Raw genomic sequence first — 23,925 nt, forward strand, 5'->3', positions numbered from 1 at the left:
AGGACCGGCGTGCTGCGCGAGGTGATGGCCGTCTTCCTCAAGCTGGGCGTCATCGCCTTCGGCGGGCCGGCCGCGCACATCGCGATGATGCGCGACGAGCTGGTCCGCCGCCGGGGCTGGGTGACCGACCAGCGGTTCGTCGACCTGATGGGCGCGACCAACCTCATCCCGGGCCCCAACTCCACCGAACTGGCCATCCACCTCGGCTACGACCGGGGCCGGTGGCGGGGGCTCGTCATCGCCGGGGTCTGTTTCATCGTCCCGGCCGCGCTCATGGTGACGGCCCTGGCCTGGGCGTACGTCACCTACGGGAGCACCCCCGAGGTCCAGGGCGTCCTGTACGGGGTCGTCCCGGCCGTGATCGCGATCATCGCCCACGCCCTGTTCGCGCTGCTGCGCACGGCTATCAAGAACGTCTGGCTCGCCGTCCTGGCGGTCGCGGCCCTGGCGGCGTACTTCCTGGGCGTCAACGAGTTGCTGATCCTGGCGTCGGGCGCGCTGCTGGCCGCCGCCGCCCGGTCGGCCCGCCGGGGTGTGCTCGCCGTTCCGCTGATCGGCCCGATGGCCGGCGGCCTGCCGGTCTTCCCCGATCCGACCGGTGGGCAGCTCACCCAGCTCTTCCTGACCATGCTGAAGATCGGTTCGGTCCTGTACGGCAGCGGCTACGTCCTGCTCGCCTTCCTGCGCGGCGACTTCGTGGAACGGCTCGGCTGGATCACCGAGCAGCAGCTCGTCGACGCCGTCTCCATCGGGCAGGTCACCCCCGGCCCCGTCTTCACCACCGCGACCTTCGTCGGCTACCTCGTCGCCGGTCCCGTCGGCGCGTTCCTGGCCACCGTGGCCATCTTCCTGCCGTCGTTCCTGTTCGTCGGCCTCCTCACCCGGCTCACCGACCGGCTCCGCTCCGCCGACTGGACCTCCGCCCTGCTCGACGGCCTGAACGCCGCCGCCCTGGCCCTCATGGCCGGGGTCTCCTGGCAACTCGGCGTCACCGCGATCGTCGATCCGCTCACGGCCGCCGTCGCCGTCGTCACGCTGGTTTTGTTGTCGACGACCCGGCTCAACAACGCCTGGTACATCGCCGCCGGGGCGATCGTCGGCCTGGCCCACGCCCTGCTCACGTGATCACCCGTGCAGCGCGGCCGGGTCGAGGTGGTAGCGCCCCGACGCGAGCGGTTCGCCGAGGAGGAGGCGGCGGGCGGCGTCGGTGACGGCGCCCGCGCCCACCGCGACGTCCGAGGCGAGCTGCGGCCAGCTCGCCAGGGTCCGGCCGACCTCCGGCAGCGACGCCCTCATCCGAGGGCTGAGCGACCCCTCGTCGAACATCGCCAGGACGTACCGGATCTTGTCCTTGGGTTCCAGCCCGATCAGGTCGTCGGCCCTGACCTCGCCGAGCCGGCCGTGGAAGATCGGGCGGCCGGGTTCGAGGTCGAACCGTTCGACGTCGAGCATGCCCCGGTCGCTGGTGCTCATCAGCACCGGGATGCGCCGGGCGCGGGCCCGTTCCCGCACGGCCACCTTGGCGTAGAGGTCGTCGCACTCCTCGACGACGAGGTCGAGCCCGTCGAGGAAGGCCTCGACGTTGGCCGCGGTGACGCCCTCGTGGAAGGGCTCGATGTCGAGGTAGGGGTCGATCTCGTACATCTGGCGGGCGGTCACGACCGTCTTCTCCAGGCCGAGGTCGGGCAGCCCGGCCCGGATGCGGTTGAGGTTCGTCAGGTCGAGCCGGTCGAAGTCGGCGATCTTGAACGACCCCCCGACGCCCTCCATCGTCAGGGTGAGGGCGGTGCCGTTGCCCACCGACAAGCCGACCACGCCGACCCGGGCCGCGCCGAGCCGCCGCTGCTCCTCAGGGGTGATCTTGTTGCGGTTGCGGTCGGTGCGCAGCCGCCGGAACTCCTCGGCCGGGTGGGTCCGCACCAGCACCGCCGACCACGGATACCAGACCCACGTCCCGAAGCCGAGGGGGTCGTGGACGCGGCGGACCACACCGGAGTCGAGCAGTTCCGTGGCCTCGGGTTCGGTGAGCAGGGAGGGACGCCATTCGTCCACGTCACACCGCCGCGGTATATCCGACGGTGTCGCGCACGACGTCCATGACCTGGTCGCCGGTCGCGTAGCTGAGGAAGACCCGCTCGGCGCGCCCGCGCGGCGGGAAGAAGCCGTCGACGCACAGGACCGTCGTGGCCGTTCCGTAGGTGGACCTGAACGCGACGTCCTGGAAGGCCACCCAGGTGTCCCAATCGGCGTCGAACAGGTCGAGCGCCGTCGCGCGGACCAGCCGCGCCATCGTCAGCGACAGCCCCGAGCCGCGAAACCGGGGATGCACCCACAACCCGCCGACGTGGGCGATCCGGCCCGACAGCGCCGGGACGGGCGTGGCGAGCTCGATCCCGGCCGCCATGTCCGGCGGGACCGGGTCGAACCACAGGGCGAGCGACTCGATCAGGGCGGCGAAGTCACGGGTCACGAAGAGCCGCCCCGCGCCGCAGGCGGCGACGTCGCCGCTCTCGTCCAGAGCCGAAAGGTGGAAGGCCGAGCCGGGGGCGATCCGGCTGCGGGCGGGGTCGAAGGTCGGGTTCACGCCGTCGGCCCCCATGGCCGCGCCGACGACGCCGGCCCAGTTCTGGAGGTCGTCGGTCAGGTGCAGGCTCAGCCCGTGGCGTCCGGCCCGTTCGGCGCAGGCGTCCGCGAGCTCGCGGACCTCGGGTCGGCGGTAGGAGATCCCCGTCATGGGCACCAGGCTCGCCGGTCGGCCGGGCTCCCGGCGATAGCGCAAGCGGGACAGTTGGGTGGAATGGTCCGCTAATCGACCAGTTCGACGGCGATCCCCTCGTCGCGCAGCACGCCGACCGTCTCCGGGTCGGCCTCCCGGCCCGTGATCAGCACGTCCACCTCGGACAGGGCGCAGACCGGGGCCAGGCCGGTGCGGCCCAGCTTCGAGGAGTCGGCGACCACCACGTGGCGGCGCGAGGCTCCGAGCATCTTGCGCTTCATCTCGGCCTCCAGCAGGTTCACGCCCGTGATGCCGGACGCCGCGTCGACCCCGTGGCAGGCCAGGAAGAGCGTGTCGGCGTTGATGCGGTCGAGCATCAGCGCCCCCAGCGGGTCGACCAGGGCGTGGGTCGCCGGTCGTAGCGTTCCACCGGTCAGCAGCACGGTGATGCGGGGGATCGCGGGCTCCAGTTCGACCGCCACCCGCAGGCTGTTGGTGAAGACCACGACGTCGGTCAGCTCGGGGCGGGCGACCAGGGCCCTGGCCAGGAACGTCGTGGTGGTGCCTGCGTCGATGACGAGGCTCTCGCCGCTGGCGACCAGGCCGGCGGCGTGGCGGGCCAGGCGGGTCTTCTCGACCGCGGCGCTGCCCAGCGACACCTCGAACGACGGCTCGGCGGGGCGGACCGGCCTGGCCGGGATCGCGCCGCCCCGCACCCGGCGCAGCGAGCCCTGCCGGTCGAGCAGCTCCAGGTCGGCGCGGATGGTCACGCTCGTGACGCCGAAGAGCCCGGCCAGGTCGGTCACCCGGACGAACTCGTGCTCCAGCACCATCGAGACGATGCGCTCCCGGCGGGTGTCCGCGGCGACGTCCGCCACGTCGGTCATCGGCGCCCGCCCCGCAGGCCCGGCGGCAGCAGCGCGCCGTGGGCGTCGGCGAGTTCGTCGCACAGTTCTTCGATGGCCGCCAGGGGCAGGGTGGCGGAGGTGTTGGGGTCGAGCATCGCCGCTTGGTACACCGCCGATCGTCTCTCCTCCAGGGCCGCGGTCACGGTCAACTCAACCACATTGAGGTAGGTCCGGTTCAACGCCGCCAGGTGGACGGGCAGCGCGCCGATCGGCACCGGGTGGACACCCGCGCCGTCCACCCGCGCCGGGACCTCCACGCAGGCCTCGGCCGGCAGGTTGTCGATCAGGCCGTGGTTCGGCAGGGTGAGGTAGACCTCGCGCGGCACCCCGGTGATCATCGAGTGGATCACCTCAGAGGCCATCTCGAAGTGCTTCCACCGCGCCAGCAGCGGCTCGCCGGCGGCCAGCGACCCGCGCAGCCGCTCGTAGGAGTCCAGTTTGCGGGCGCTGCGCCGCAGCGCCTCGTCGACGGGCAGGCCGAGCCGCTTGACCTCGTCGTCGTGCGGGAGGAACCACGGCACGTACTCGGCGGCGTGCTCGCTCGACTCGGTCGGGTAGTGGCCGAAGCGCCGGTAGATCTCGCTCCGGACGTCGTGGTCGCCCGCGATCAGGGGGTCGAGGTCGGGGTAGAGGGAGCGGCCTTCGCTCTCGAACCGCAACACGAAGGACTGGTGGGTGACCCCGGCCGTCCGGAAGACGATCTCGTCGAGTTCCCGTCCGACCAGGTCGGCCAGCAGGGCGTGGGTGTCGCGGACGGAGTGGCACAGGCCCGCCAGGTTCAGCGGCGGACCGGCCTTCCGGACGGCCCAGCAGAGCGCGGCCATCGGGTCGGTGTAGGTGAGCAGCCACGCGTCCGGGCAGCGTGCGGCCATGTCGGCGGCCAGGGCGAGCATCTCGGGGATGGTGCGCAGCGCGCGGAAGAGGCCGCCGACGCCTATCGTGTCGCCCAGGGTCTGGCGGAGGCCGTACCGGCGGGGGATCTCCAGGTCGCGGAGCAGGGCGTCGTAGCCGCCGACGTCGAACTGGCAGATCACGAAGTCGGCGCCGTCGAGCAGGGCGGGCCGGGTGGGCGCGGCGTCGAGGCGGGCGTGCGCGCCGCTCTCGGCGTCGAGCCGCCGGGCCAGCGCCTCGGCGGTGGCGAGCCGTCCGGGGTCGACGTCGTGCAGGGCGATGTGGAGGGCGCCGGCGAGGTCCGTACAGGAGAACAGATCCGAGAGGATCTTGCGGGTGAGTTCGACGTTGCCGGCTCCGGTGATGACGATCTTGGTCATCGGAACCTCCCGGGAGGGGCGGCCACCGCCCGGGGACGGTGGCCGCGCGCTCCTACTCGAAGCGGATCTCGTCGATGGTGATGGTGGAGTTGCCGCCGTACCAGAAGCCCATGGCGAGCTGGCTCGGCGAATTGCGGTTGATGCCGTTGGCGGCCATCGGGATGCGGATGTCCTGGTACGTGGTCGTGATGACCGGGTGTGCGCCGCCGTCGAGGGTGTAGTCGGCGAACAGCTTCGTGGCGCCGCCCAGACCCAGGTTGAAGTGGTTCTGCTCGCCGCCGGAGGCGCCCTTGACCCGGACCACGAGGTGGGTCCTGGACGTCAGGTCGACGCCGACGTCACTGCCGAACCAGCCGCAGTTGTTGTACCGCAGGCTGAGCGCGCCACCCGTGACGACCCCGGAGCCGCCGCCGTCGAGGAAGCAGTTCGCGCCGGTCCACTTGCCGAGGTCGTTCTGGGACGGCCACGCCGGTGTCCCGTTGAAGTCGTCGAGCACCAGCCCCGTCGGAGACGGCGAGGGCGAGGGTGAGGGCGATGGAGAAGGTGACGGAGATGGGCTGGGTGACGGTGACGGTGACGGTGACGGTGACGGTGACGGCGAGGGTGAGGGGCAGGTGGGGGCGCACTGGCCGACGGTGAAGCTCGTGGCCAGCACGTTGTAGCCGCCGGCCGCGTGCCAGGTCCCGGTGTTGGCGAACCTGATCGAGTAGTCCGCCCGCGACCGCAGGCCGGCGGCCTGGTCGGGCAGCCACAGGCCCAGCCGGTAGGACCCCGGCACCACGTTCGGCGGCACCGTCACCGTCTGGGTCGCCAGCGTGTGCGCGCCGGGTGTCCAGCGGCGCGGGTCGAGACCCGGCACGGGGATGTCGTACCGGCGGGCGCCGTCGTCGAGCACCAGGAACACCGGGCGCTGCTTGACCGGCCCGGCCCACCCGTCGTTGCTCAGGTTCGCCGAGAAGGTGAGCTGCCCGCCGGGCTGCGCCGAGTCGGAGAAGTCCGCGTTCACCAGGCGGAGCCGGTAGCCCATCTTGCGCTTGAGCCGGACGAACGCCGTCTCCGCCGGGTCGTTGCCCGACGCCGCCAGGTTGGTGGCCTTCCACTTGTTCGTGTTGACGGCCGCGTAGTCCTCGTTGATCTCGGTGAAGTTCAGCTTCGACATCTCGGCCTGCACGTTGACCCCGGCCGCGTCGTTGTAGCCGTCGGAGTTGCAGGTCTCCCCGCCCGTGATGGTGTTGAAGCCGGTGGACGTCATGCGGTCGTACATCCACTGCTTCTTGACCTCGATGTCGAACCAGCCCATCCAGGAGTTGTTGTCGTAGGTCCCCATGTCGTTGTAGTCGGCCAGGAAGCAGTCGTTGTGGAAGCCGATCCGGTCCTTCTGCGCCTGGGTGAGCGAGGGCGCGTCCAGCATCTCCTTGATGAAGATCGGGTAGCGCATGGCCAGCGGGATCGTCGCCGGGGTCGTCTCCAGGATCCTTGTGACGATGCGGAGCCGGGTGGCGTACTGGTCCTGGTTGAACGGGTCGGAGTAACTGCCGGTGTGCCACTCGCCCCACGCGCCCAGATATCCGGTCTCCAGGTGCGCCACCACATCGGCGTTGGCGGTCAGCACCGCGCCGATCTGTGTGATGTGGCCGAGGATGCGCGCCTCGGGCACGGAGGCCCAGCCGTCCCAGGTGTAGGCCGGGCGCAGCACGATCTTCAGGCCGGCCGCGCGGACCGCCGCGAGACCGCTCGCCAGGTTGCCGAGCAGGGCCTGCGGGAGCGTGTCGGTGCCGCTGTACTTGTCGAGGTGCAGGTAGCTGTGGACGAGCGTGTTGCCGTTCTGCCTCGCCCGGGTGAAGGTGCGGTCGAGCAGGTCGGGGTTGAAGCCCGGGATGGTGGCCGCGTTGACGTAGTCGTTGACGGCCGGGTCGTCGATGATCTCGTAGCGGTTGTGGTAGCCGCGCTCGGGGTTGGCGATGACGGTGGCGAGGTCGGCCTGGTAGGTGCGGGTCTGGGCCTCGGCGGTGCCGATGACCAGCCCGGTCACGACCAGGGCGGCCGCCGCGGCCACGGCGATCGTTCTTCTCGGCATCATTCGAACCGGATCTCGTCGATGGTGACGGTGGAGTTGCCGCCGTACCAGAAGCCCATGGCGAGCTGGCTCGGCGAGTTCCTGCTGATCCCGTTGGCTGCCATCGGGATGCGGATGTCCTGGTAGGCGGTGGTGATGACCGGGTGCCCGCCGCCGTCGAGGGTGTAGTCGGCGAACACCTTGGTCGAGCCGCCCAGCCCCAGGTTGAAGTGGGTCTGCTCGCCTCCGGAGGCGCCTTTGACCCGCATCACCAGGTGGGTCTTGGACGTCAGGTCGACCCCGACGTCACTGCCGAACCAGCCGCAGTTGTTGTACCGCAGGCTCAGCGCGCCGCCGGTGACGACGCCGGAGCCGCCGCCGTCGAGGAAGCAGTTGCCGCCGGTCCACTTGCCCAGGTCGTTCTGCGAGGGATAGGCCGGGGAGCCGTTGAAATCGTCCAGCACCAGGCCGGAGGAGGCGCCGGGGTCGGTGACGACGGTGACGGTGTTGCTGACCGGCGAGAGGTTGCCCGCCGCGTCGCGCGCCCTGACCGTGTACGCGTGACTCGTCGAGGCCGGCAGGCCGGAGTCGGTGTAGGTCGTCCCGGTGACGGCGGCGACCTGCGTGCCGCCCCGGTACACCTGGTAGCCGGTGACCCCGACGTTGTCGGTCGCCCCGCTCCACGCCAGCGACACCGACGACGAGGTCTTGCCCGTCGAGGTCAGCGTGGGCGCGGTCGGCGCGGTGCAGTCGCCGGTGCAGGGCCCGCCACCGGTGCTGACCGCGCCGAGGTTCACCCAGCCGTCCGAACCCTGGTTGGCGTTGGCGAACGACAGCGGATAGGGCGGCCGCCACCGGTCGATCGTGAAGTCGGACAACCGCGTCGCGGCCGGCCGGTTGCGCAGCACGGTCTGGGTGACCGCCTCCAGCGGGTTGCGCACCCGCAGCACCAGCGAGTACGTCCCGGCGGGCACCCCCGACGTGCTGAGGTTCGCCGAGAAGTTCACCGGCCGGCCGAAGTCGAGGTACTCGGCGGTGTTCCAGTCGGGGAACGCGCGGATCCGCAGCGGCTGGACCGTCCGGATGTCCCAGTCGGTGTCCCACGTCTTCACCACGGTCCCCGCGCTGTTGCGCAGCCCGAGCACGAACGTCCACGGGTAGTAGAACGGGGCCACCCCGTCGTTCTGGACGGTCACCCCGACCTTGAACGTCGAACCGGCGGAGGCGTTGAAGTTGGCCTGCGGGATGTGCAGGTTGTAGCCCATCTTGCGGACCCCGGCCGCCACCTTCGGGTCGGTCGGGCTGTAGCCGCCCGCCCCGGTCTGGTTGATCATCCACGAGATGTGGGTGAGCTCGGTGGCCGCGAGCACGTCGTCGACCTGGCCGCCGCCGGCGGGGTAGTTGGCGTACAGCGAGCCCTGGATCTCGGGCCGGGCCTCGCCGCCGATCGACTGCTCGGTCCACCGGTTCTCGGTGCCGGTGTCCAGCATGATCTGGGTGAACGCGTCGTCCCAGCCGTTCATCGACCGGGGCAGGGTCATGCTCTTGAGCTGGTTGCCGCGCCACTCCTTGTAGGGCCACGAGTCGTCGTGGAAGCCGATGTCGGCCGACTCCGCGCCCGCCAGGCCGGGGTAGCGCACCTCCAGCTGGAGGTGGTCGAAGGCGTTGTCGTAGGCGTTGATCAGGGTGCGGATCGTGGTGTCGCTCGGCATCAGGTTCGGGTAGCCGTCGGCGGTGTCGCGGTCGTACGGCCACGTGTGCCACTCGCCCCACAGGCCGACCAGGCCCAGCGACATGAAGCCGGCCCGGGGGTCGTCGTCGTAGCGGGCCGCGAAGGCGTTGATGAAGCCGACGAACGCCGCGATGACGTCGGGGTCGTCGTAGTCGGGGCTGACGGTGCCCCAGAACCCGTTGGTGCGCAGGGCCATTTTGCCGTTGAGGCAGGGCGGGATGCCGTTGCCCGGGTGGGAGCCGGTGCCGCCGGGATACTCGACGTAGAACCGGAAGGCCAGCTGGCGGCCCCAGACGGCGGCCTCGTCGAGGGCCTTCTCGAAGACCGTCCAGTCGAAGACCGAACAGCTCGACGGGTCCTTCATGACCTCGTTGAGGGCGAAGTAGCTCCACAGGACGCCGCCCGGGAACTTCGCTCCGTAGTCGTCGCCGGGGAACAGGTAGGGCGCGAACCCCTTGAGGGGCTGGCCGACCGGCGTGTTGGCGTACGTGTAGGTGTGGGTGGTCAGTGAGGTGTCGGGGGCCGGACCGGCGGGCGGCCGGGGCGGCGGACCGGCCGCGGCCTCGGCGGGGAGGGCCTGGCCCAGGAGCAGGGTCGTGAGGGCGGTCAGGGCGGCGAGCCATCGCTTCATGGGGGCCTCGGTTTTCACATCGAAACCTGGACGTAACGAATTACAAACAGGAATCTTCGCTTTCGCAACCCTCCGTGAGGTACTTATGATTAGCTCTTGACAAATTTTCGCTAGCCTACATCATTACTTCCGGAAAGGGGCGCGCATGCAGGCGGTTCTGAGGAAGCGTGACGACCGGGTGGCCGGCTGGTTGTTCCTGCTGCCGGTGCTGATCGGTTTCCTGATCTTCTACGCCTATCCGACCGTCCGCGGCGTCTGGTACTCCTTCACCGACTACAGCCTGCTCAACGACCCCGCCTACGTCGGCGCCGACAACTACCGCGAGCTGGTCGGCGACGAGCAGTTCTGGAACGCCCTCAAGGTCACCGCCTACTACGTCGTGGTGAACATCGGCTCCCAGACGTTGATCGCGCTGGGCCTGGCCGCGCTGATGCACCGGCTGACCCGGTCGGTCGTGCTGCGGGCGGCGCTGCTGGTCCCGTGGCTGGTGCCGAACGTGACCATCGGCCTGTTGTGGGCCTGGCTGCTCGACCCCGACCTGGGCTTCGTCAACCACCTGCTCGGGCTGGCCGGCCTCGACACGACGTTGTCGTTCAACTCGCCCACGTGGGCGATGCCGCTGGTCGCGCTGGTCAACAGCTGGGCCTACACGGGCTACACGGCGCTGCTGCTGTACGCCGGGATGCTGCAGATCCCGCAGGGCCTCTACGAGAGCGCCTCCATCGACGGCGCGGGGGAGGTGCGCATGTTCCGGTCGATCACGCTGCCGCTGCTGCGGCCGATCATCGCGCTGGTGCTGGTCGTGTCGCTGATCGGCTCGTTCCAGATCTTCGACACCGTCGCGGTCGTCTACGGCGGCAAGGCGCCCATCCCGGAGACCCGCGTCATCTACTACTACATCTTCCAGCAGGCCTTCACCTACTTCCACATGGGCTACGCCGCCGCCGTGGCGATGGTCCTCGTGGTCGTCCTCGGCGTGCTGACCGCCGTGCAGATGCGGATGCTGCGCGCGTCCCGGTCGGACCTGGGCTAAGGAGTCCCCCCATGTTGAAGCGCGTCTCCTGGCTCGCCCTGGCCGCGGCGCTCGTCGTGACCGTCTTCCCCTTCTACTGGATGATCCGGACGGCGCTCACCCCGGCCGCCGACCTGTTCCGCGACTCGACCGCGCTCTGGCCGTCGAACCCGACCCTGATCAACTTCACCCGCGTGCTCGGCCTGGTCTCCTCGGAGGAGGCCAGGGCGGCGGGCGGGTCGGGCGCCGAGATCGACTTCCTGCTCTACACGGCGAACTCGCTCCTCTACAGCGGTCTCATCGCGGTCGTGCAGACGCTCTGCTGCGCGATGGCCGGCTACGCGTTCGCGCGGTTGCGCTTCCCGGGCCGGGACCTGGTGTTCGGCGTCATCGTCGCGGCGCTGATGGTGCCGCCGATCTTCACGCTGCTGCCCAACTTCGTGCTGGTCAAGCAGCTCGGCCTGGTCAACACCTTCCCCGGGCTGGTGCTGCCGAGCCTGCTCATGACGCCGTTCGCGGTGTTCTTCCTGCGGCAGTTCTTCCTGTCGATCCCGCGCGACGTCGAGGAGGCCGCGACGCTGGAGGGCATCGGCCGGTGGGGCATGTTCTGGCGCATCGTGCTGCCGATGAGCCGGGGGCCGCTCATCACGATCGGGCTGACCACGATCGTGTGGAGCTGGAAGGACTACCTGTGGCCGCTGCTCGTCGGCAAGGCCGAGGAGACCCGCGTGCTCACCGTCGGGCTGGGGGTGTTCCTCCAGCAGTCGCCGAACCGGGCGCCCGACTGGACCGGCCTCATGGCGGGGTCGGTGCTGTCGGTCGTCCCGGTCCTGCTGCTGCTCGTCTTCCTCGGCCGTCGGCTGGTTCAGTCGCTCAACTTCTCCGGCATGAAGTAGCGCAGCGTCGCGGCGTCGAGCGGCGGCACGTCGAACGGCGTGCCGCCGTCACGCAGCGACAGGGTGGCGAGGTAGCCGGCCGCGACGCTCATCCGGGCCGCCACCGGCGAGGTGTCGGTGGGCCCGCCGTGGCGGGCGAACCGGAGGAACTCCTCGATGATCGCCTCGTCCGCGCCGCCGTGGCCGCCCGCCGCCTCGGGCACCCGGTACGTCGCGTCCGGTTCCCGGTAGGCCGACTGCCCGCTGTTCCACACCCGCACGACCGAGCCGGGCCCGTCGCCCAGGTTCTCCAGCCGGCCGCGGGTGCCGATGACGGTGTAGTTGCGCCAGTAGTCGGGGCTGAAGTGGCACTGCTGGTAGGCGGCGATGACGCCGTTGTCGAGCCGCATGTTCATCACCGACACGTCCTCGACGTCGATGCGGTGGTGCAGGCCGGTGGAGGACTCCGGCGGCCAGGGCCACTCGCGCAGCCAGCCCTCGGCCGGGGGCGTGCCCGGCGGGCGGCGGTCGAGGTCGCCGTACACCATGAGGTCGCCGAAGGCGCTGACCCGTTCGGTGTAGCCGCCGGCCAGCCAGTGGATCACGTCGATGTCGTGGGCGGCCTTCTGCAGGAGCAGGCCCGTGGTGCGGCGGCGGTCGGCGTGCCAGTCCTTGAAGTAGTACTCGCCGCCGCGCCCGACGAAGTGCCGCACCCAGATCGTCTTCGGCACGCCGATCTCCCCGCGGGCGACGACCTCGCGCATCAGCCGGACCACGCCCATGTGCCGCATGTTGTGGCCCAGGTACAGGCGGGTTCCCGTCTCGGCGGCCGTGCGCAGCACCTCGTCGCAGTCGTCGATCGTGATGGCGAGCGGCTTCTCCAGGTAGACGGTCTTGCCGGCGCGCAGCGCCGCGACGGCGATCTCGGCGTGGGTGTCGTCGGGCGTGGCGACGAGGACCGCGTCGACGTCGCTCTCCAGGAGGTCGCGGTAGTCGGTGAAGGTGCGCTCCGCGGGGAGCCGGGTCAGGGCGGCCGGGTCGGTGTCGCACACGGCGGTGATCCGGCACCCCCGGCCTGGGCGGTGGGCGGTCGCGGCGAGGGTGGAGCGTTGTCCGGCGCCGATCACGCCCAGGCGGAGGTCATGCATGTCGCGTCCTTAGTGCGTTCGGCCGAGGGTGAGCCAGCCGGTCAGGGTGGTGTCCTGCCCGGCGTTGGCGAAGCGTAGCGGCACGCCGTTCCCAAGCGGGTTGGCGGCCCGCATGACCAGCGTGTGGTCGCCCTTCTTCAGGCCGGGGAGCCGGGTGCTCAGCTCGACCGGGGCGCCGGGCAGGACGCCGGTCAGCTTCCAGGACGTCGTCCACGTCCGGGCGATCCGGCCGTTCCTGACGGCGGCCACCTGCACCGGCCAGTCGTAGGGGAACGGGGCGACTCCGTCGTTCTCGATCCGTACGGCCACCTCCGGGCCCCCGATGCGCACCTCGCGCACCCGCAACGAGTAGCCGAGCGACTTGGCCGCGGCCAGCGCGGTGTCGTAGGCCGCGCCCGTGTATCCCGGGCTGAAGGCGTAGTGGTTGAGCAGCCACGTCGCGTGGGTCTGCGCGACGCTGCCCGCGAAGTCGCCCTCGCAGGCCCCCGAGAACAGGCAGCCCTGCAGCTCCGGCCGCAGCTCCCCGGCGACCGTGTTGGTCTTCCACTTGTCCGCCGTGCCGGCCTGGTTCATCAGGTCCATGAAGTGCCAGCCCGGACCGGGCAGCGTCGAGAAGACGAACGAGTCGTCGTGGTAGCCCATGTCGAGGGGCGCGTTGTCGGCGCCCGGATAACGCACCATCAGCCGCGTCTCGTCGAAGGCCGCGTCGTAGGCGCGCAGCACCCGCTGCTGCAACGCCGGGGAGGCGAACCAGTTCTCCGTGCCCGGGTCGCCGTTGTGCGGCCAGGTGTGCCACTCGCCCCAGAAGCCCAGCAGGCCGAGCTGGACGAAGCCGATCCGGGGGTCGCTGTCGTAGCGGCGGCCGAGCGCGGCGATGAACGCGTCGAGCGCGGCGACCAGGCGGGGGTCGTCGTAGTCGGGGGACACGCTGAGGCCGTCGTTGCCGAAGTCGTCGTACGGCCGGGTGAGCAGCCCCTGGTCGAGCAGGAACCGCGGGATGCCGCTCGGTTTGGCGGGATAGTCGAGGTAGAAGCGGAACGCGGTCTGGTGTCCCCGGGCCGCGATGGCGTCGAGTCCCTCCTCCAGGGCGCGCCAGTCGAACCGGCGGGGGCCGGTCATGACCGCGTTGAGCGGCAGGTAGAACCACTCCATCGAGTGCGGGAACGTCGTGTGGTCGCCGGCGTACGGGATGAAGCCCTTGAGGGGGTTGGCGGCGGGTTCCTGACCGGCGGCGAGCGGCCGCCAGCCGGGGTGGGCCTCAGCCGGGGTGACCAGCAGAACCGCGGTGATCAGGGCGGCTAAGAGCATCCGGGCAGGTCGGGGCACCATCGGGCCTCCAGTGCGAGACTTATGAGTCAGCCTTGACAAATTTTCGATGAGCCACATCATTATTCGGGAGAGCCACCAAGGCAAGAGGGAACTTTTCTGGCCCCTCGGCCACGTCCCCCCAGGAAGAGGTACCTCGATGATCGACAGGAAGCGGGTCGGCGCGGCCCTGCTGTGCGGGCTGCTGGCGCTCACCGGCTGCGGCGGCGCGGACGAGGAGCCGGGAAGCGGTGGCGGCCAGGTCACCCTCGACTACTGGCTCTGGGACGACAACCAGCAGGCCAGCTACCAGGCCTGCGCCGACGCCTTCGCCGCCGCCAACCCCGGGATCACCGTCAAGATCACCCAGACGGCGTGGGCGCAGTACTGGCAGAACCTGACCACCCAGCTCGCCGCCGGCGACGCCCCCGACGTGTGGACCAACCAGGTCAGCTACTACCCCCAGTTCGTCACCAGTCAGCAGATCCTCGACATCCAGCCCTACGTCGACGCCGACAAGGTCGACCTGACCCAGTACCAGGACGGCCTGGCCGACCTGTGGACCAAGGACGGCAAGCGCTACGGCCTGCCCAAGGACTGGGACACCGAGGCGGTCGTCTACAACAGCGACCTGCTCGCCAAGGCCGGCGTCGACCCCGCCGACCTGGCCGACATGACCTGGAACCCGAAGGACGGCGGCACCTTCGAGCAGGTCATCGCCAAGCTCACCGTCGACTCCAAGGGGCGCAACGGCCTCGACCCGGCCTTCGACAAGGACGACGTCGCCGTCTACGGCTACCTGCCCGAGTGGAACGACGGCTCCCAGGGCCAGAACGGCTGGGGCGAGCTCGCCGCCGCCAACGGGTTCGTCTACCTCGACAAGAACCCGTGGGGCACCCAGTACAAGTACGACGACCCCAAACTGGTCGAGACCATCGCCTGGTACAAGGCGCTGACCGACAAGGGCTTCGCGCCGAAGTTCGACAAGCAGTCGACGCTCGGCATCGACGCCGTGATGAACTCCGGCAAGGCCGCGCTGACCATCGCCGGCTCCTGGACCATCAACACCTACCTCGGCGAGGGCGCGCAGCAGAAGTTCGCGCTCGCCCCGCTCCCGGTCGGCCCGTCGGGCACCCGCAAGAGCGCCATCAACGGCCTGTCCGACGCGATCTGGGCGGGCACCGAGCACAAGGACGCCGCCTGGAAGTGGGTGAAGTACCTCGGCTCGGCCGACTGCCAGAACCTGGTCGGCGACAACGCCGTGGTCTTCCCCGCCGTCAAGAGCGCCACCGAACGCGCGCTGGCCGCCCACAAGGCCAAGGGCCGCGACGTGCAGGTGTACGTCGACTACACCAAGACCTCCGGCGGCACCTTCCTGCTGCCGATCACCGACCACGGCACCGAGATCAGCCAGATCGTCCAGGACGCCCTGCAGTCGGTGATCCTCGGCCAGATCTCCCCGGCCGACGCCCTGACCAAGGCGAACCAGCAGGTCAACGCCCTGTTCGTCTGACCGCCCGCCCGGCCGGACTCACACGCCCCGCCGGGCCCTGTCTTGAAGGCAGATTCCGAGCGCGAGACGCGGCCGGCCTTCGGCCGTCCGCGTCTCGCTTCCCATGAGGAGAGCCATGCCCCAACTCGTCGACCTGGCGGGCCGCGTCTTCGCGGTCGAGCTGACCGGTTCAGCGTCCGTCGAGCCCGTCGCCGGCGGCCTGATCCTGCCGCCGGGCCGGGTGGCGGTCCTGCACGGTCTCGCCGACGCCCTGTTCTACCGGCACGGCCAGAACTCGTGGAGCCCCTGCGGCTGGCGCCGCCTCAGCGAGCCCCCGCTGCGGATCGCCAACCCCGAACGCCGCCTGACCGCCGACGACACCGTCTGGGACGACCCGGCCCGCCACCACTCCTCGGCCGTGGCCGCCCTCCAGGGGCCCGACGGAAACGTGCTCCTGCTGGGCTCGCTCGGCCTGGGCACCCCCCGGCTGGCCGCCGACCACGACACCCTCGCCGGGTGGTGCGAGGAGGACGGCGCGCCGTGGTTCCTGGCGTACGGGCCGGAGAGGGAGGTCTTCGCCTCCTACACGCGGGAGCTGGCCGGGCGGCTGGGCAGCAGCGACCGGCAAGCGGGGAACGTCTGGTGCACCTGGTACGCCTACTACGAGGGCATCACCGAGGAGCAGCTCGGCAAGGACATCGCCGGGCTGGCCGGGCTGCCCTACGACGTCGTGCAGGTCGACGACGGGTGGCAGCGGATCGTGGGCGACTGGGAGCCCAACGCCAAGTTCCCCTCGGGCATGGCGGCGCTGGCCGGGCGGATCAGCGCGGCGGGGATGCGGCCGGGGCTCTGGCTGGCCCCCTTCATCGTGCTGCCCGGCGCCGAGCCGGACCCGGAGTTCCTGCTGCGCGACGCCGCGGGGAACCCGGTCGAGGCCGGGCACAACTGGGGCGCCGCCTACTGGGCGCTCGACCTCACCCACCCCGGCGTCCAGGAGCACCTGCGGGCGCTGATCCACCGGGTGGTGCACGAGTGGGGCTTCACCTATCTCAAGCTCGACTTCATCAACGCGGGGGCCGTCCCGGGGGTGCGGCACTCGGGGGCGGCGCGGGAGCGGGCGTACCGCGACGGGCTCCGGTTGATCCGGGAGGCGGCCGGACCGGACGTCTACCTGCTCGGCAGCGGTGGCCTGCTGCTGCCCTCGCTCGGCCTCGTCGACGGCATGCGCAGCGGCCCCGACGTCGCCCCGATGTGGGCCAACTACGCCACCGACGACCCCTCCGACGCGATGGCCTACAACGCCGTCGTGAACACCCTCCACCGCCTGTGGCACGCGCCGCTGCTCCAGGTCGACCCCGACATCGTCTACTTCCGCAGCCGCCTGAACCTGCTGACCGACACCCAGATGGCCTGGTTGCAGGACCTGGCGGCGATCTGCGGCTTCCGCGCGATCTCCGACCCGCCCTCGTGGCTCAACCCCGCCGAGCTGGAACGCCTGCGCGCCTATCTGACCGACCGGCCGGAGATCGTCCAGAACAGTCGCTACCGGTTCACCGTCGACGGCCGCGAGGTCGACTTCACCGGGGCGCTGAGTCCCGGCCAGCAGTATCCGATCTCGTGAGACGACCGGTAGAATTACGCTTTCTCAAAGCATAATTAGGGGGCAATGGTGGTGGACGCGGCCGGAGCCGATGTCAGCAGGCTCCGCGAGCTCAACTCGCTCAGCATCGTCCGGGCGATGCGGGGCCAGCCGCCCGCCACCGTCACCGAACTCGCGGGCCGCACCGGCCTGTCGCGGCCGGGCACCGACGTCGTCGTGCGCGGCCTGGTGACCGACGGATGGGTGAAGGTCGTCGAACCCGACGGGAGCACCGTCGGCCGCCCGGCCCGCCGCTACCGCTTCAACGCCGACGCGGGGCACGTCTTCGGGGTCGACATCGGGGCGCACAAGATACTGGTGTTGTTGTCGAACCTCGAAGGCGAGGTGCTGCGCAGCCGCCGCCTGCCGGTCGACCCCGACGCCGACCCGGCCGAACGGCTCGCGGTCCTCGACGCCGCCCTCACCGACTGCCTGACCGAGGCCTGCCTTTCGCCCGGCCAGATCTGGGCGATCACGGTGGGGGTGACCGGCCCGGTCGACGCGTCGGGCCGGACCTCCCTGTTCACCCCGCTGCCCGGCTGGGCGAGCGTCTCCCCGGCCGACCACCTGGCGGCCCGGTTCGGCTGCCCGATCTCGGTCGAGAACGACTGCAAGCTCGCCGCCGTGGCCGAACGCTGGCAGGGCGCCGCGCAGGACGCCGACGACATCGTCTACCTCCAGGCGGGCATGCGCATCGGCGCCGGCCTCATCATCGACGGCACCCTGCGGCGGGGCTTCGGGGGCGCGGCCGGGGAGATCGGCGCGCTCAAGACGCTTCGCTGGTTGACGGCCCCCTCCCGCCTGGAGAACTGCCCCGGCATGCCCGCCGACGTCCACCCCAACGACAAGGCGGCCTGGGTCTTCGAACGCGCCCGCGAGGGCGACCGCGACGCCCTGACCACGCTGCGGCGCTACGCGAAGGACCTCGCGGTCGGAACGGCGGCGCTCGTGCTGACGCTCGACCCGCAGGTCGTGGTGCTCGGCGGCGGCTACTCGCGGTCGGCCGACCTGATCATCGACCCGCTCCTGCAGGAACTGGAGCGGTTGTGCCTGCGGGTCCCCGAGGTCAGGGCCTCGAACCTGGGCGCCGACGGCGTGGCGCTCGGCGCGCTGCGCATCGCGCTCGACCAGATCGACGCCCAGCTCTTCGCCGACGGAATGCCCGCGCCTCTGACAACGTGACCCGCGCCTAGTGCCATGTCACACATCCAGTACGAGGTGGTGTCAAAGCCGTAACCTGATCTTGTCTGTTATGAGGGTTTTCAAAGAGATTTGGGGTAATTCCCCTGTCTCTGGAGGCTCTTCGTGCCACCGTTGCGAGCCGCCCTCGTCGCCGTCGGACTGGTCGTGGCCATCGCCACCCCCGTCCAGGCGAGTGCCGCCCCCGCCATTTCCGTGGAGAACGGACGCACCCAGCCCGTCTTCTCCTACGCCGACGCCATCCGCGAGTCGGTCCTCGTCGAGTCGACCGTCGACAGCGACTCCGACGGAGTCCTCGACCGCGTGCGGGTCGACATCATCCGCCCCAAGGAGTCGGGCCCCGGTCTCAAGGTCGCCTCGATCATCGATGAGAGCCCCTACTACGACAACTCCGGCCGCGGCAACGAGGCGGAGCGCAAGGTCTACGACGCGAACGGGAACATCGTGAAGTTCCCGCTCTGGTACGACAACTACTTCGTGCCGCGCGGCTACGCCTTCCTCGCCGTCGACATGATCGGCACCACCAAGTCGACCGGCTGCCCCGACGTCGGCGGCAAGGCCGACATCCTGGGCGGCAAGGCCGTCATCGACTGGCTGAACGGCCGCGCCACCGCCACCAAGCTCGACGGCGTCACCCCGGCCGTGGCCGACTGGAGCACCGGCAAGGCCGGCATGATCGGCAAGTCGTACGACGGCACGCTCGCCAACGGCGTCGCCGCGACCGGCGTCGAGGGCCTGGAGACCATCGTCCCGATCTCGGCGATCAGCTCCTGGTACAAGTACCAGCGCATGAACGGCGTGATCTACAACTTCAACTACCAGTCCTACCTGGGCAACGCCGTCGACACCGACCCCGACGCCAAGTGCGCCGCGGTCCGCGCCTACGCCGACGCCAACGACGGCGACGACACCGGCAACTACAACGCCTACTGGGCCGAGCGCGACTACATCGCGGGCAGCCTCGCCGACGTCTCCAAGGTCAAGGCCTCGGTCTTCGTCGTGCACACCGTCAACGACCTGAACGTCAAGCCGGACAACTTCTCCGTCTGGTGGGACGCGCTGGCCAAGAACGGCGTGCCGCGCAAGATCTGGGTCGGCCAGACCCAGCACGTCGACCCCTTCGACTTCGAGGGCCAGCGCGACCGCTGGGTCGACACCCTGCACGCCTGGTTCGACTACTGGCTCGTCGGCGTCAGCAACGACGTCATGAAGCAGCCGCGCGCCGACGTGCAGACCGGCCGGACCGACTGGATCACCCTGCGCGACTGGCCCGAGCCCGCCGCCCAGAACCACCTGTTCCGCCCGGCCGCCGACGGCACCCTCGGCCTGGTCCAGGCGCAGAACGGCGAGACCGCGACCTTCACCGACGTCCGCCAGTCGGAGAACACGATGGTCGCCAACATCACCACCCCCGCCGCCGGCCGCGTCGCCTTCACCACCAGCGAGTTGTCCAAGGACATCCGGATGTCCGGCACCCCGGAGATCAGCCTCCAGGTGAAGCTCGACAAGCCGACCAGCAACCTGACCGCGCTCCTCGTCGACTTCGGCACCGACACCCGCATCAACTGGCGCAGCAACCAGGGCATCCGCAACCTGACCACGCAGAGCTGCTACGGCGAGTCGACCGCCGCCGACGACGGCTGCTACTTCGACGTCGAGACCAACATGACGACCGCCCCCCTGGAGATCGTCGCCCGCGGCTGGATCGACGTGCAGAACCGCGACTCGATCAGCACCTCCAACCCCCTCACGGTGGGCTCGTACGGCGAGGTCAAGTGGCTGACCCTGCCGCAGGACTACACCTTCAAGGCCGGCCACCGCATCGGCCTGGTCCTGGCCGGCACCGACTCGACCTACAGCGGCGAGCCCGCCACCGGCGCGAAGGTCACCGTCGACCTGCAGCGCAGCCGCGTCCGCATCCCGCTCGTCCTGGCCCCCGGTGAGACCATCACCGAGGCCGACGTCCGCGCCCGCCGCGCGGCTCCGTGGGTCGCCCCGGCCGAGCCCGAGTGGCCCGCTCCGGAATACCGCTTCTGGTAAACCGCTCCGAAACCGGCGACGGCCCGGCGGCTCCACGCCGCCGGGCCGTCGCTTCGTTCTCCCGGGCCACCTGCTCGCTCACTGTTCGCCGGACATTCGCCTTCCGTCAGCGACACCACCAGGCCATCACATGGTGCAGGTCAGCGACACCACGCCTTGACCGCGTCGAGGATCAACGCCGCACCTTCGACTTTCACGGTCGTGTCCCCTTCAGTGATCCGGGCCTCGAGGTTCTTCAGTACCTGACCTTCAGGCACGCCCTGCTGAATGTCGAGGCACGTGCTCTCGCCGCGGCTCACCGCCCGATCCTCATTCACGACCAGCCCCTGATCGATCGTCGACAAAGTCGCGAGGTACTCGGTTCGCTGCTCTCCCGTCATTCTCGGCAGGCTCGACACCTCAAGCGTGATCGTCCTGTCCGGCGCCGAGACAGGCTCAGGATCAGCCAGATAGCCGTCCACCACCAGGAATGCCACCCCACCGGCTACGACACCGCCCAAGGCCTTCCACATCAGGCTGGTCTTCTTCTTCGGCGGTAGCTCCATGCCCGCACCGTACGACCCTCGCGATCCGATCTGTCCAGGACTGTCCAAACGTGCACCCGTAAACCAGGGCATTGCGCCCTCGAAATCCAGTGACGATCACTCCGGGAGGACAGCCTTCCCGAGCGCCTGCCGCAGGCTTTCACGTCTGGACCTCGGTCAGCATGGTCTGCGGCCGGGCGCCGCCGATTCGCGCTGCCGCCTCCTGGCTCAGCACGGCGACCCCTTCGGCGACAAGGCCGCGGACTCGCCTGAGAGCACCAGGAAAAGGACCCACTGTTCGCCGGACATTCGCCTTCCCGTCAGCAGCGTCCACCAGGCTCTTGGCACGTTCCCCGTGGAAGAGAGCCCACATTGCGTAAGACCTGGCGGCGGACCGTCGCATTAGCCCTCCCGTTCCTGACCGCCGTCCCGCTGCTCGTCACCCAGGCATGGGCGGCCGACCCGGTCCCCTCGATCAAGGTGAACGAGGTCGAGTCCAACGGCGGCACCCCCGGCGACTGGGTCGAGCTGACCAACACGGGCACCGTCCCGGTCGACATCGGCGGCTGGCTCGTCAAGGACAACGACGACACGCACGTCCTCACCATCCCGGCGGGCACCACCGTCGCCCCGGGCGCCTTCCTAGTACTCGACACCGAGGTCGCCTACGGTCTCGGCGGCGCCGACTCCGTGCGGGTCTTCCTCGCCGACGGCGTCACGCTGGTCGACAGCCACACCTGGGCCGCGCACGCGCCCGTCACCTGGGGCCGCTGCCCTGACGGCACCGGCGAGTTCGCCGCCACGGTCGCCCCGACCAAGGGCGCGGCCAACGACTGCGGCACCCCCTCGGCGTTCGTGAAGATCAACGAGATCGAGTCCAACGGCGGTACCCCGGGCGACTGGGTCGAACTGGTCAACGTCGGACCTGTCCCGGTGAACATCGGCGGCTGGCTCGTGAAGGACAACGACGACACGCACGTCCTCACCGTCCCGGTCGGCACGACCGTCGCCCCCGGCGCCTTCCTGGCGCTCGACACCGAGGTCGCCTACGGTCTCGGCGGCGCCGACTCCGTGCGGGTCTTCCTCGCCGACGGCGTCACGCTCGTCGACTCCCACACCTGGGCCGCCCACGCCGCGGTCACCTACGCGCGCTGCCCCGACGGCACCGGCGTGTTCACCGACAGCACCGCCGCCACCAAGGGCGCGGCCAACACCTGCGGCGCGCCGGCCTCCACGGTGAAGATCAACGAGGTCGAGTCGAACGGCGGCACGCCCGGCGACTGGGTCGAGCTGACCAACACCGGCGCCGCGCCGGTCGACGTGTCGGGCTGGATCGTCAAGGACAACGACGACACCCACGTCCACACGATCCCGGCGGGCAGCACGATCACCCCCGGCGGTTTCCTGCCCGTGGACGTCGAGCTCTCCTACGGCCTCGGCGCCGCCGACTCCGCGCGGCTCTACTCGGCCGACGGCCTGACCCTCGTCGACTCCCACACCTGGCCCGCGCACGCCACCGCCACCTACGGCCGCTGCCCCGACGGCACCGGCGCGTTCACCGACACCACCGCCGCCACCAAGGGCGCGGCCAACGCGTGTGGTTCCACCACACCGGCCGGCACTCCGTGGCCCGGCGGCGCCGGCGTCGCGACGGCCGACGCCGCGGGCGTGCTCGGCGGCAACATGAGCGGCCTGTACTACCAGCCCTCCGGCGACGCCGGCCCCGGCTCCTTGTGGGCGGTCAAGAACGGGCCCGGCACCCTCTACCGGCTGGAGAGGAAGGGCGCCGTCTGGACGCCCGCCGAGACCCACCCGCTGAAGTTCCCGACCGGCCTCGGCGACCCCGACGCCGAGGGCGTCACGGTGACCCCGGCCGGGGTGTTCGTCTCGACCGAGCGCGACAACGGCGTCGGCGGTGTCAGCCGCCCCGCCGTCCTCCGGTTCGACCCGGCCGGCGGGGACGGCACCCTGACCGCCACGAAGGAGTGGGTGCTCACCGCCGACCTGCCGGCCGTCGGCGCCAACGCCGGGCTTGAGGCCATCACGTGGGTGCCCGACTCCTACCTCACCGCCGAGGGCTTCGTCGACGAGCGCACCGGGGCGGCGTACCGGCCGGGCGACTATCCGGACCACGGCGACGGACTGTTCCTCGTCGGCGTCGAGGGCACCGGCGGCGTGTACGCCTACGCCCTCGACCAGAACGGCGCCGCGTTCACCCGGGTCGCCACGATCGCCAGCGGCTTCCCCGGCGTCATGGAGCTCGCCTACGACCCCGAACTGCGGAAGCTCTGGGTCGTCTGCGACGACACCTGCCAGGGCCGCGCCGCGCTGTTCGACGTGAACGCCAGTGGCAAGTTCGCCGCCACGGTCGTGTACGACCGCCCGTCCGGCATGCCGAACCTCAACAACGAGGGCTTCACCCCCGCCGCGCGGGCCGAGTGTGTCGGCGGCCGCAAGCCGGTCTTCTGGACCGACGACGCCAACACCGGCGGCCACGCGCTGCGCACCGGCACGATCGACTGCACCCCCCTCGACCTCGACGCCGACGACGACGGCATCGACGACGGGATCGACCCGAAGAAGGGCGACCCCGCCAACGAGACCTTCTCCGACGGCGTCACCTCGGGCCGCGTGCTCGCCCGCGAGGGCCGGACCGTGACCGTCTCGGACACCGCCGCCCCGGCCGGCGTCCTGGTCACCGTGGGCGCGGGCGACCCGCCGGCGGTGGTCCAGCTCACCGGCGTGTTCGGCACCGTGGCCCTGACCGAGGGCGCCTACCGGATCACCGGTGACGGCAGGACGTCCACCGTCTCCGCCCTCACCGGCCAGGCCGTGGTGAAGGTGACCGTCAACGGCACCCCCGTCACGCTGACCGCGGGCGCGGGCGGCTCGGTCACCCTGACCGAGGTGCCCGGCAACGGCACCGTCGCCGGGATCACCGGCATCGAGCACACCGGTGAGGTCACCCTCAGGGCGACCGGCGTCCCGGCCGGGGCCTGCGGCGACATCGTGGTCCGCAATGTCGTCGTCGCGGCCGCCGGGGCGACGGCGGTGTCGGGCACCGGCGCCGACGACCTGATCATCGGCCGCTCGGCCGACGACGTCATCACCGGCTACGGCGGCGACGACTGCGTCGTCGGCCAGGGCGGCGACGACACGATCACGACCGGCGACGGGAACGACCGGATCGACGCCGGCAACGGCGCCAACGTGGTGAACGCGGGCGGCGGCGACGACCTCGTCCAGGGTGGCAACGACGCCGACACGTTCGACTGCGGCGAGGGCGCCGACGTGGCGCGTCCGCTGCGCGGCGCGAACGTCAACGTCGAGGGCCGCTGCGAGACCTTCTGACCGGTTCCCCCGTGAGCCCGTGACC

General features: G+C 70.6%; 17 protein-coding genes. 8 read left to right on the forward strand and 9 right to left on the reverse strand.

All coding sequences use genetic code 11. From position 1 onward, the window contains the following. The first annotated feature begins 9 nt into the window (after positions 1-9). Positions 10-1,125 carry a chromate efflux transporter gene (gene chrA / locus QSK34_RS04875; RefSeq protein WP_285580336.1) on the forward strand — a complete coding sequence of 372 codons (1,116 nt, stop codon included), beginning with the start codon at positions 10-12 and terminating at the stop codon, positions 1,123-1,125. On the opposite strand, the gene QSK34_RS04880 is transcribed toward chrA, so the two are convergent. The 6 genes from QSK34_RS04880 to QSK34_RS04905 all read right to left on the reverse strand — a co-directional run bounded on the left by QSK34_RS04880 (position 1,126) and on the right by QSK34_RS04905 (position 9,314). Continuing rightward, on the reverse strand, positions 1,126-2,052 hold the full coding sequence (locus QSK34_RS04880) for a ThiF family adenylyltransferase (protein ID WP_285580338.1): 927 nt from the start codon (positions 2,050-2,052) through the stop codon (positions 1,126-1,128). Position 2,053: 1 nt separating this feature from the next. Further along, positions 2,054-2,734, reverse strand: coding sequence for a GNAT family N-acetyltransferase (locus QSK34_RS04885; RefSeq protein ID WP_285580340.1), 681 nt, complete (start codon positions 2,732-2,734; stop codon positions 2,054-2,056). Between the two features lie 71 nt (positions 2,735-2,805). Beyond that, positions 2,806-3,603, reverse strand: a complete 798-nt coding sequence (locus QSK34_RS04890; RefSeq protein WP_285580342.1) for a DeoR/GlpR family DNA-binding transcription regulator — start codon at positions 3,601-3,603, stop codon at positions 2,806-2,808. Then, positions 3,600-4,895, reverse strand: coding sequence for a family 4 glycosyl hydrolase (locus tag QSK34_RS04895; protein ID WP_285580344.1), 1,296 nt, complete (start codon positions 4,893-4,895; stop codon positions 3,600-3,602). Before QSK34_RS04895 ends, QSK34_RS04890 begins: the two co-directional genes overlap by 4 nt. Positions 4,896-4,947: 52 nt before the next feature. Then, positions 4,948-6,972, reverse strand: coding sequence for a DUF4832 domain-containing protein (locus QSK34_RS04900; protein WP_285580346.1), 2,025 nt, complete (start codon positions 6,970-6,972; stop codon positions 4,948-4,950). Further along, positions 6,972-9,314: a DUF4832 domain-containing protein gene (locus QSK34_RS04905; protein ID WP_285580348.1), complete on the reverse strand. Its 2,343-nt coding sequence runs from the start codon at positions 9,312-9,314 to the stop codon at positions 6,972-6,974. Before QSK34_RS04905 ends, QSK34_RS04900 begins: the two co-directional genes overlap by 1 nt. 145 nt (positions 9,315-9,459) lie before the next feature. On the opposite strand from QSK34_RS04905, the gene QSK34_RS04910 reads away from it, so the two are divergent. Together QSK34_RS04910 and QSK34_RS04915 are read left to right on the forward strand one after the other, a co-directional pair. Beyond that, positions 9,460-10,347, forward strand: coding sequence for a carbohydrate ABC transporter permease (locus QSK34_RS04910; RefSeq protein ID WP_161478377.1), 888 nt, complete (start codon positions 9,460-9,462; stop codon positions 10,345-10,347). An 11-nt stretch (positions 10,348-10,358) separates the two neighbouring features. Continuing rightward, positions 10,359-11,222, forward strand: a complete 864-nt coding sequence (locus tag QSK34_RS04915; protein WP_285580352.1) for a carbohydrate ABC transporter permease — start codon at positions 10,359-10,361, stop codon at positions 11,220-11,222. On the opposite strand, the gene QSK34_RS04920 is transcribed toward QSK34_RS04915, so the two are convergent. Beyond that, entirely contained in the window at positions 11,192-12,349 is a 1,158-nt protein-coding gene (locus QSK34_RS04920; protein ID WP_285580353.1) for a Gfo/Idh/MocA family protein, read from the reverse strand. The two genes, QSK34_RS04915 and QSK34_RS04920, sit on opposite strands and share 31 nt — an antisense overlap. Positions 12,350-12,358: 9 nt before the next feature. Further along, a complete protein-coding gene (locus QSK34_RS04925; protein ID WP_285580355.1) occupies positions 12,359-13,678 on the reverse strand; it encodes a hypothetical protein in 1,320 nt (439 codons plus the stop codon). A gap of 136 nt (positions 13,679-13,814) precedes the next feature. Between QSK34_RS04925 and QSK34_RS04930 the strand changes: the two genes are divergently transcribed. From QSK34_RS04930 to QSK34_RS04945, 4 genes are all read left to right on the forward strand, one after another. Beyond that, the gene (locus tag QSK34_RS04930) at positions 13,815-15,167 is read left to right on the forward strand and encodes an ABC transporter substrate-binding protein (protein ID WP_285580357.1); all 1,353 of its coding nucleotides are present in this window, start codon (positions 13,815-13,817) and stop codon (positions 15,165-15,167) included. 115 nt (positions 15,168-15,282) lie between these two features. Continuing rightward, complete coding sequence (locus QSK34_RS04935) at positions 15,283-16,767, forward strand: glycoside hydrolase family 36 protein (protein WP_285580360.1); 1,485 nt, start codon at positions 15,283-15,285, stop codon at positions 16,765-16,767. A gap of 51 nt (positions 16,768-16,818) precedes the next feature. Beyond that, positions 16,819-17,967 carry an ROK family transcriptional regulator gene (locus QSK34_RS04940; protein ID WP_285580362.1) on the forward strand — a complete coding sequence of 383 codons (1,149 nt, stop codon included), beginning with the start codon at positions 16,819-16,821 and terminating at the stop codon, positions 17,965-17,967. A 123-nt stretch (positions 17,968-18,090) separates the two neighbouring features. Further along, entirely contained in the window at positions 18,091-20,025 is a 1,935-nt protein-coding gene (locus tag QSK34_RS04945; protein WP_285580365.1) for a Xaa-Pro dipeptidyl-peptidase, read from the forward strand. 140 nt (positions 20,026-20,165) lie between these two features. On the opposite strand, the gene QSK34_RS04950 is transcribed toward QSK34_RS04945, so the two are convergent. Further along, positions 20,166-20,570, reverse strand: a complete 405-nt coding sequence (locus tag QSK34_RS04950; protein WP_285580367.1) for a DUF732 domain-containing protein — start codon at positions 20,568-20,570, stop codon at positions 20,166-20,168. A gap of 351 nt (positions 20,571-20,921) precedes the next feature. Between QSK34_RS04950 and QSK34_RS04955 the strand changes: the two genes are divergently transcribed. Beyond that, positions 20,922-23,900, forward strand: coding sequence for a lamin tail domain-containing protein (locus QSK34_RS04955; RefSeq protein WP_285580369.1), 2,979 nt, complete (start codon positions 20,922-20,924; stop codon positions 23,898-23,900). The last annotated feature ends 25 nt before the right edge of the window (positions 23,901-23,925 follow it).

The organism is Herbidospora sp. NBRC 101105 (genome assembly GCF_030269205.1).
Classification (GTDB): Bacteria; Actinomycetota; Actinomycetes; order Streptosporangiales; family Streptosporangiaceae; genus Herbidospora; species Herbidospora solisilvae.

Bases quoted from the DNA above. Each gene is read 5' to 3' on its own strand.
- QSK34_RS04895 (WP_285580344.1), bottom strand. From the start codon at position 4,895: ATGACCAAGATCGTCATCACCGGAGCCGGCAACGTCGAACTCACCCGC.
- QSK34_RS04890 (WP_285580342.1), bottom strand. From the start codon at position 3,603: ATGACCGACGTGGCGGACGTCGCCGCGGACACCCGCCGGGAGCGCATC.
- QSK34_RS04900 (WP_285580346.1), bottom strand. From the start codon at position 6,972: ATGCCGAGAAGAACGATCGCCGTGGCCGCGGCGGCCGCCCTGGTCGTG.
- QSK34_RS04910 (WP_161478377.1), top strand. From the start codon at position 9,460: ATGCAGGCGGTTCTGAGGAAGCGTGACGACCGGGTGGCCGGCTGGTTG.
- QSK34_RS04915 (WP_285580352.1), top strand. From the start codon at position 10,359: ATGTTGAAGCGCGTCTCCTGGCTCGCCCTGGCCGCGGCGCTCGTCGTG.
- QSK34_RS04885 (WP_285580340.1), bottom strand. From the start codon at position 2,734: ATGACGGGGATCTCCTACCGCCGACCCGAGGTCCGCGAGCTCGCGGAC.
- QSK34_RS04905 (WP_285580348.1), bottom strand. From the start codon at position 9,314: ATGAAGCGATGGCTCGCCGCCCTGACCGCCCTCACGACCCTGCTCCTG.
- QSK34_RS04950 (WP_285580367.1), bottom strand. From the start codon at position 20,570: ATGGAGCTACCGCCGAAGAAGAAGACCAGCCTGATGTGGAAGGCCTTG.
- QSK34_RS04920 (WP_285580353.1), bottom strand. From the start codon at position 12,349: ATGCATGACCTCCGCCTGGGCGTGATCGGCGCCGGACAACGCTCCACC.
- QSK34_RS04935 (WP_285580360.1), top strand. From the start codon at position 15,283: ATGCCCCAACTCGTCGACCTGGCGGGCCGCGTCTTCGCGGTCGAGCTG.
- QSK34_RS04925 (WP_285580355.1), bottom strand. From the start codon at position 13,678: ATGGTGCCCCGACCTGCCCGGATGCTCTTAGCCGCCCTGATCACCGCG.
- QSK34_RS04930 (WP_285580357.1), top strand. From the start codon at position 13,815: ATGATCGACAGGAAGCGGGTCGGCGCGGCCCTGCTGTGCGGGCTGCTG.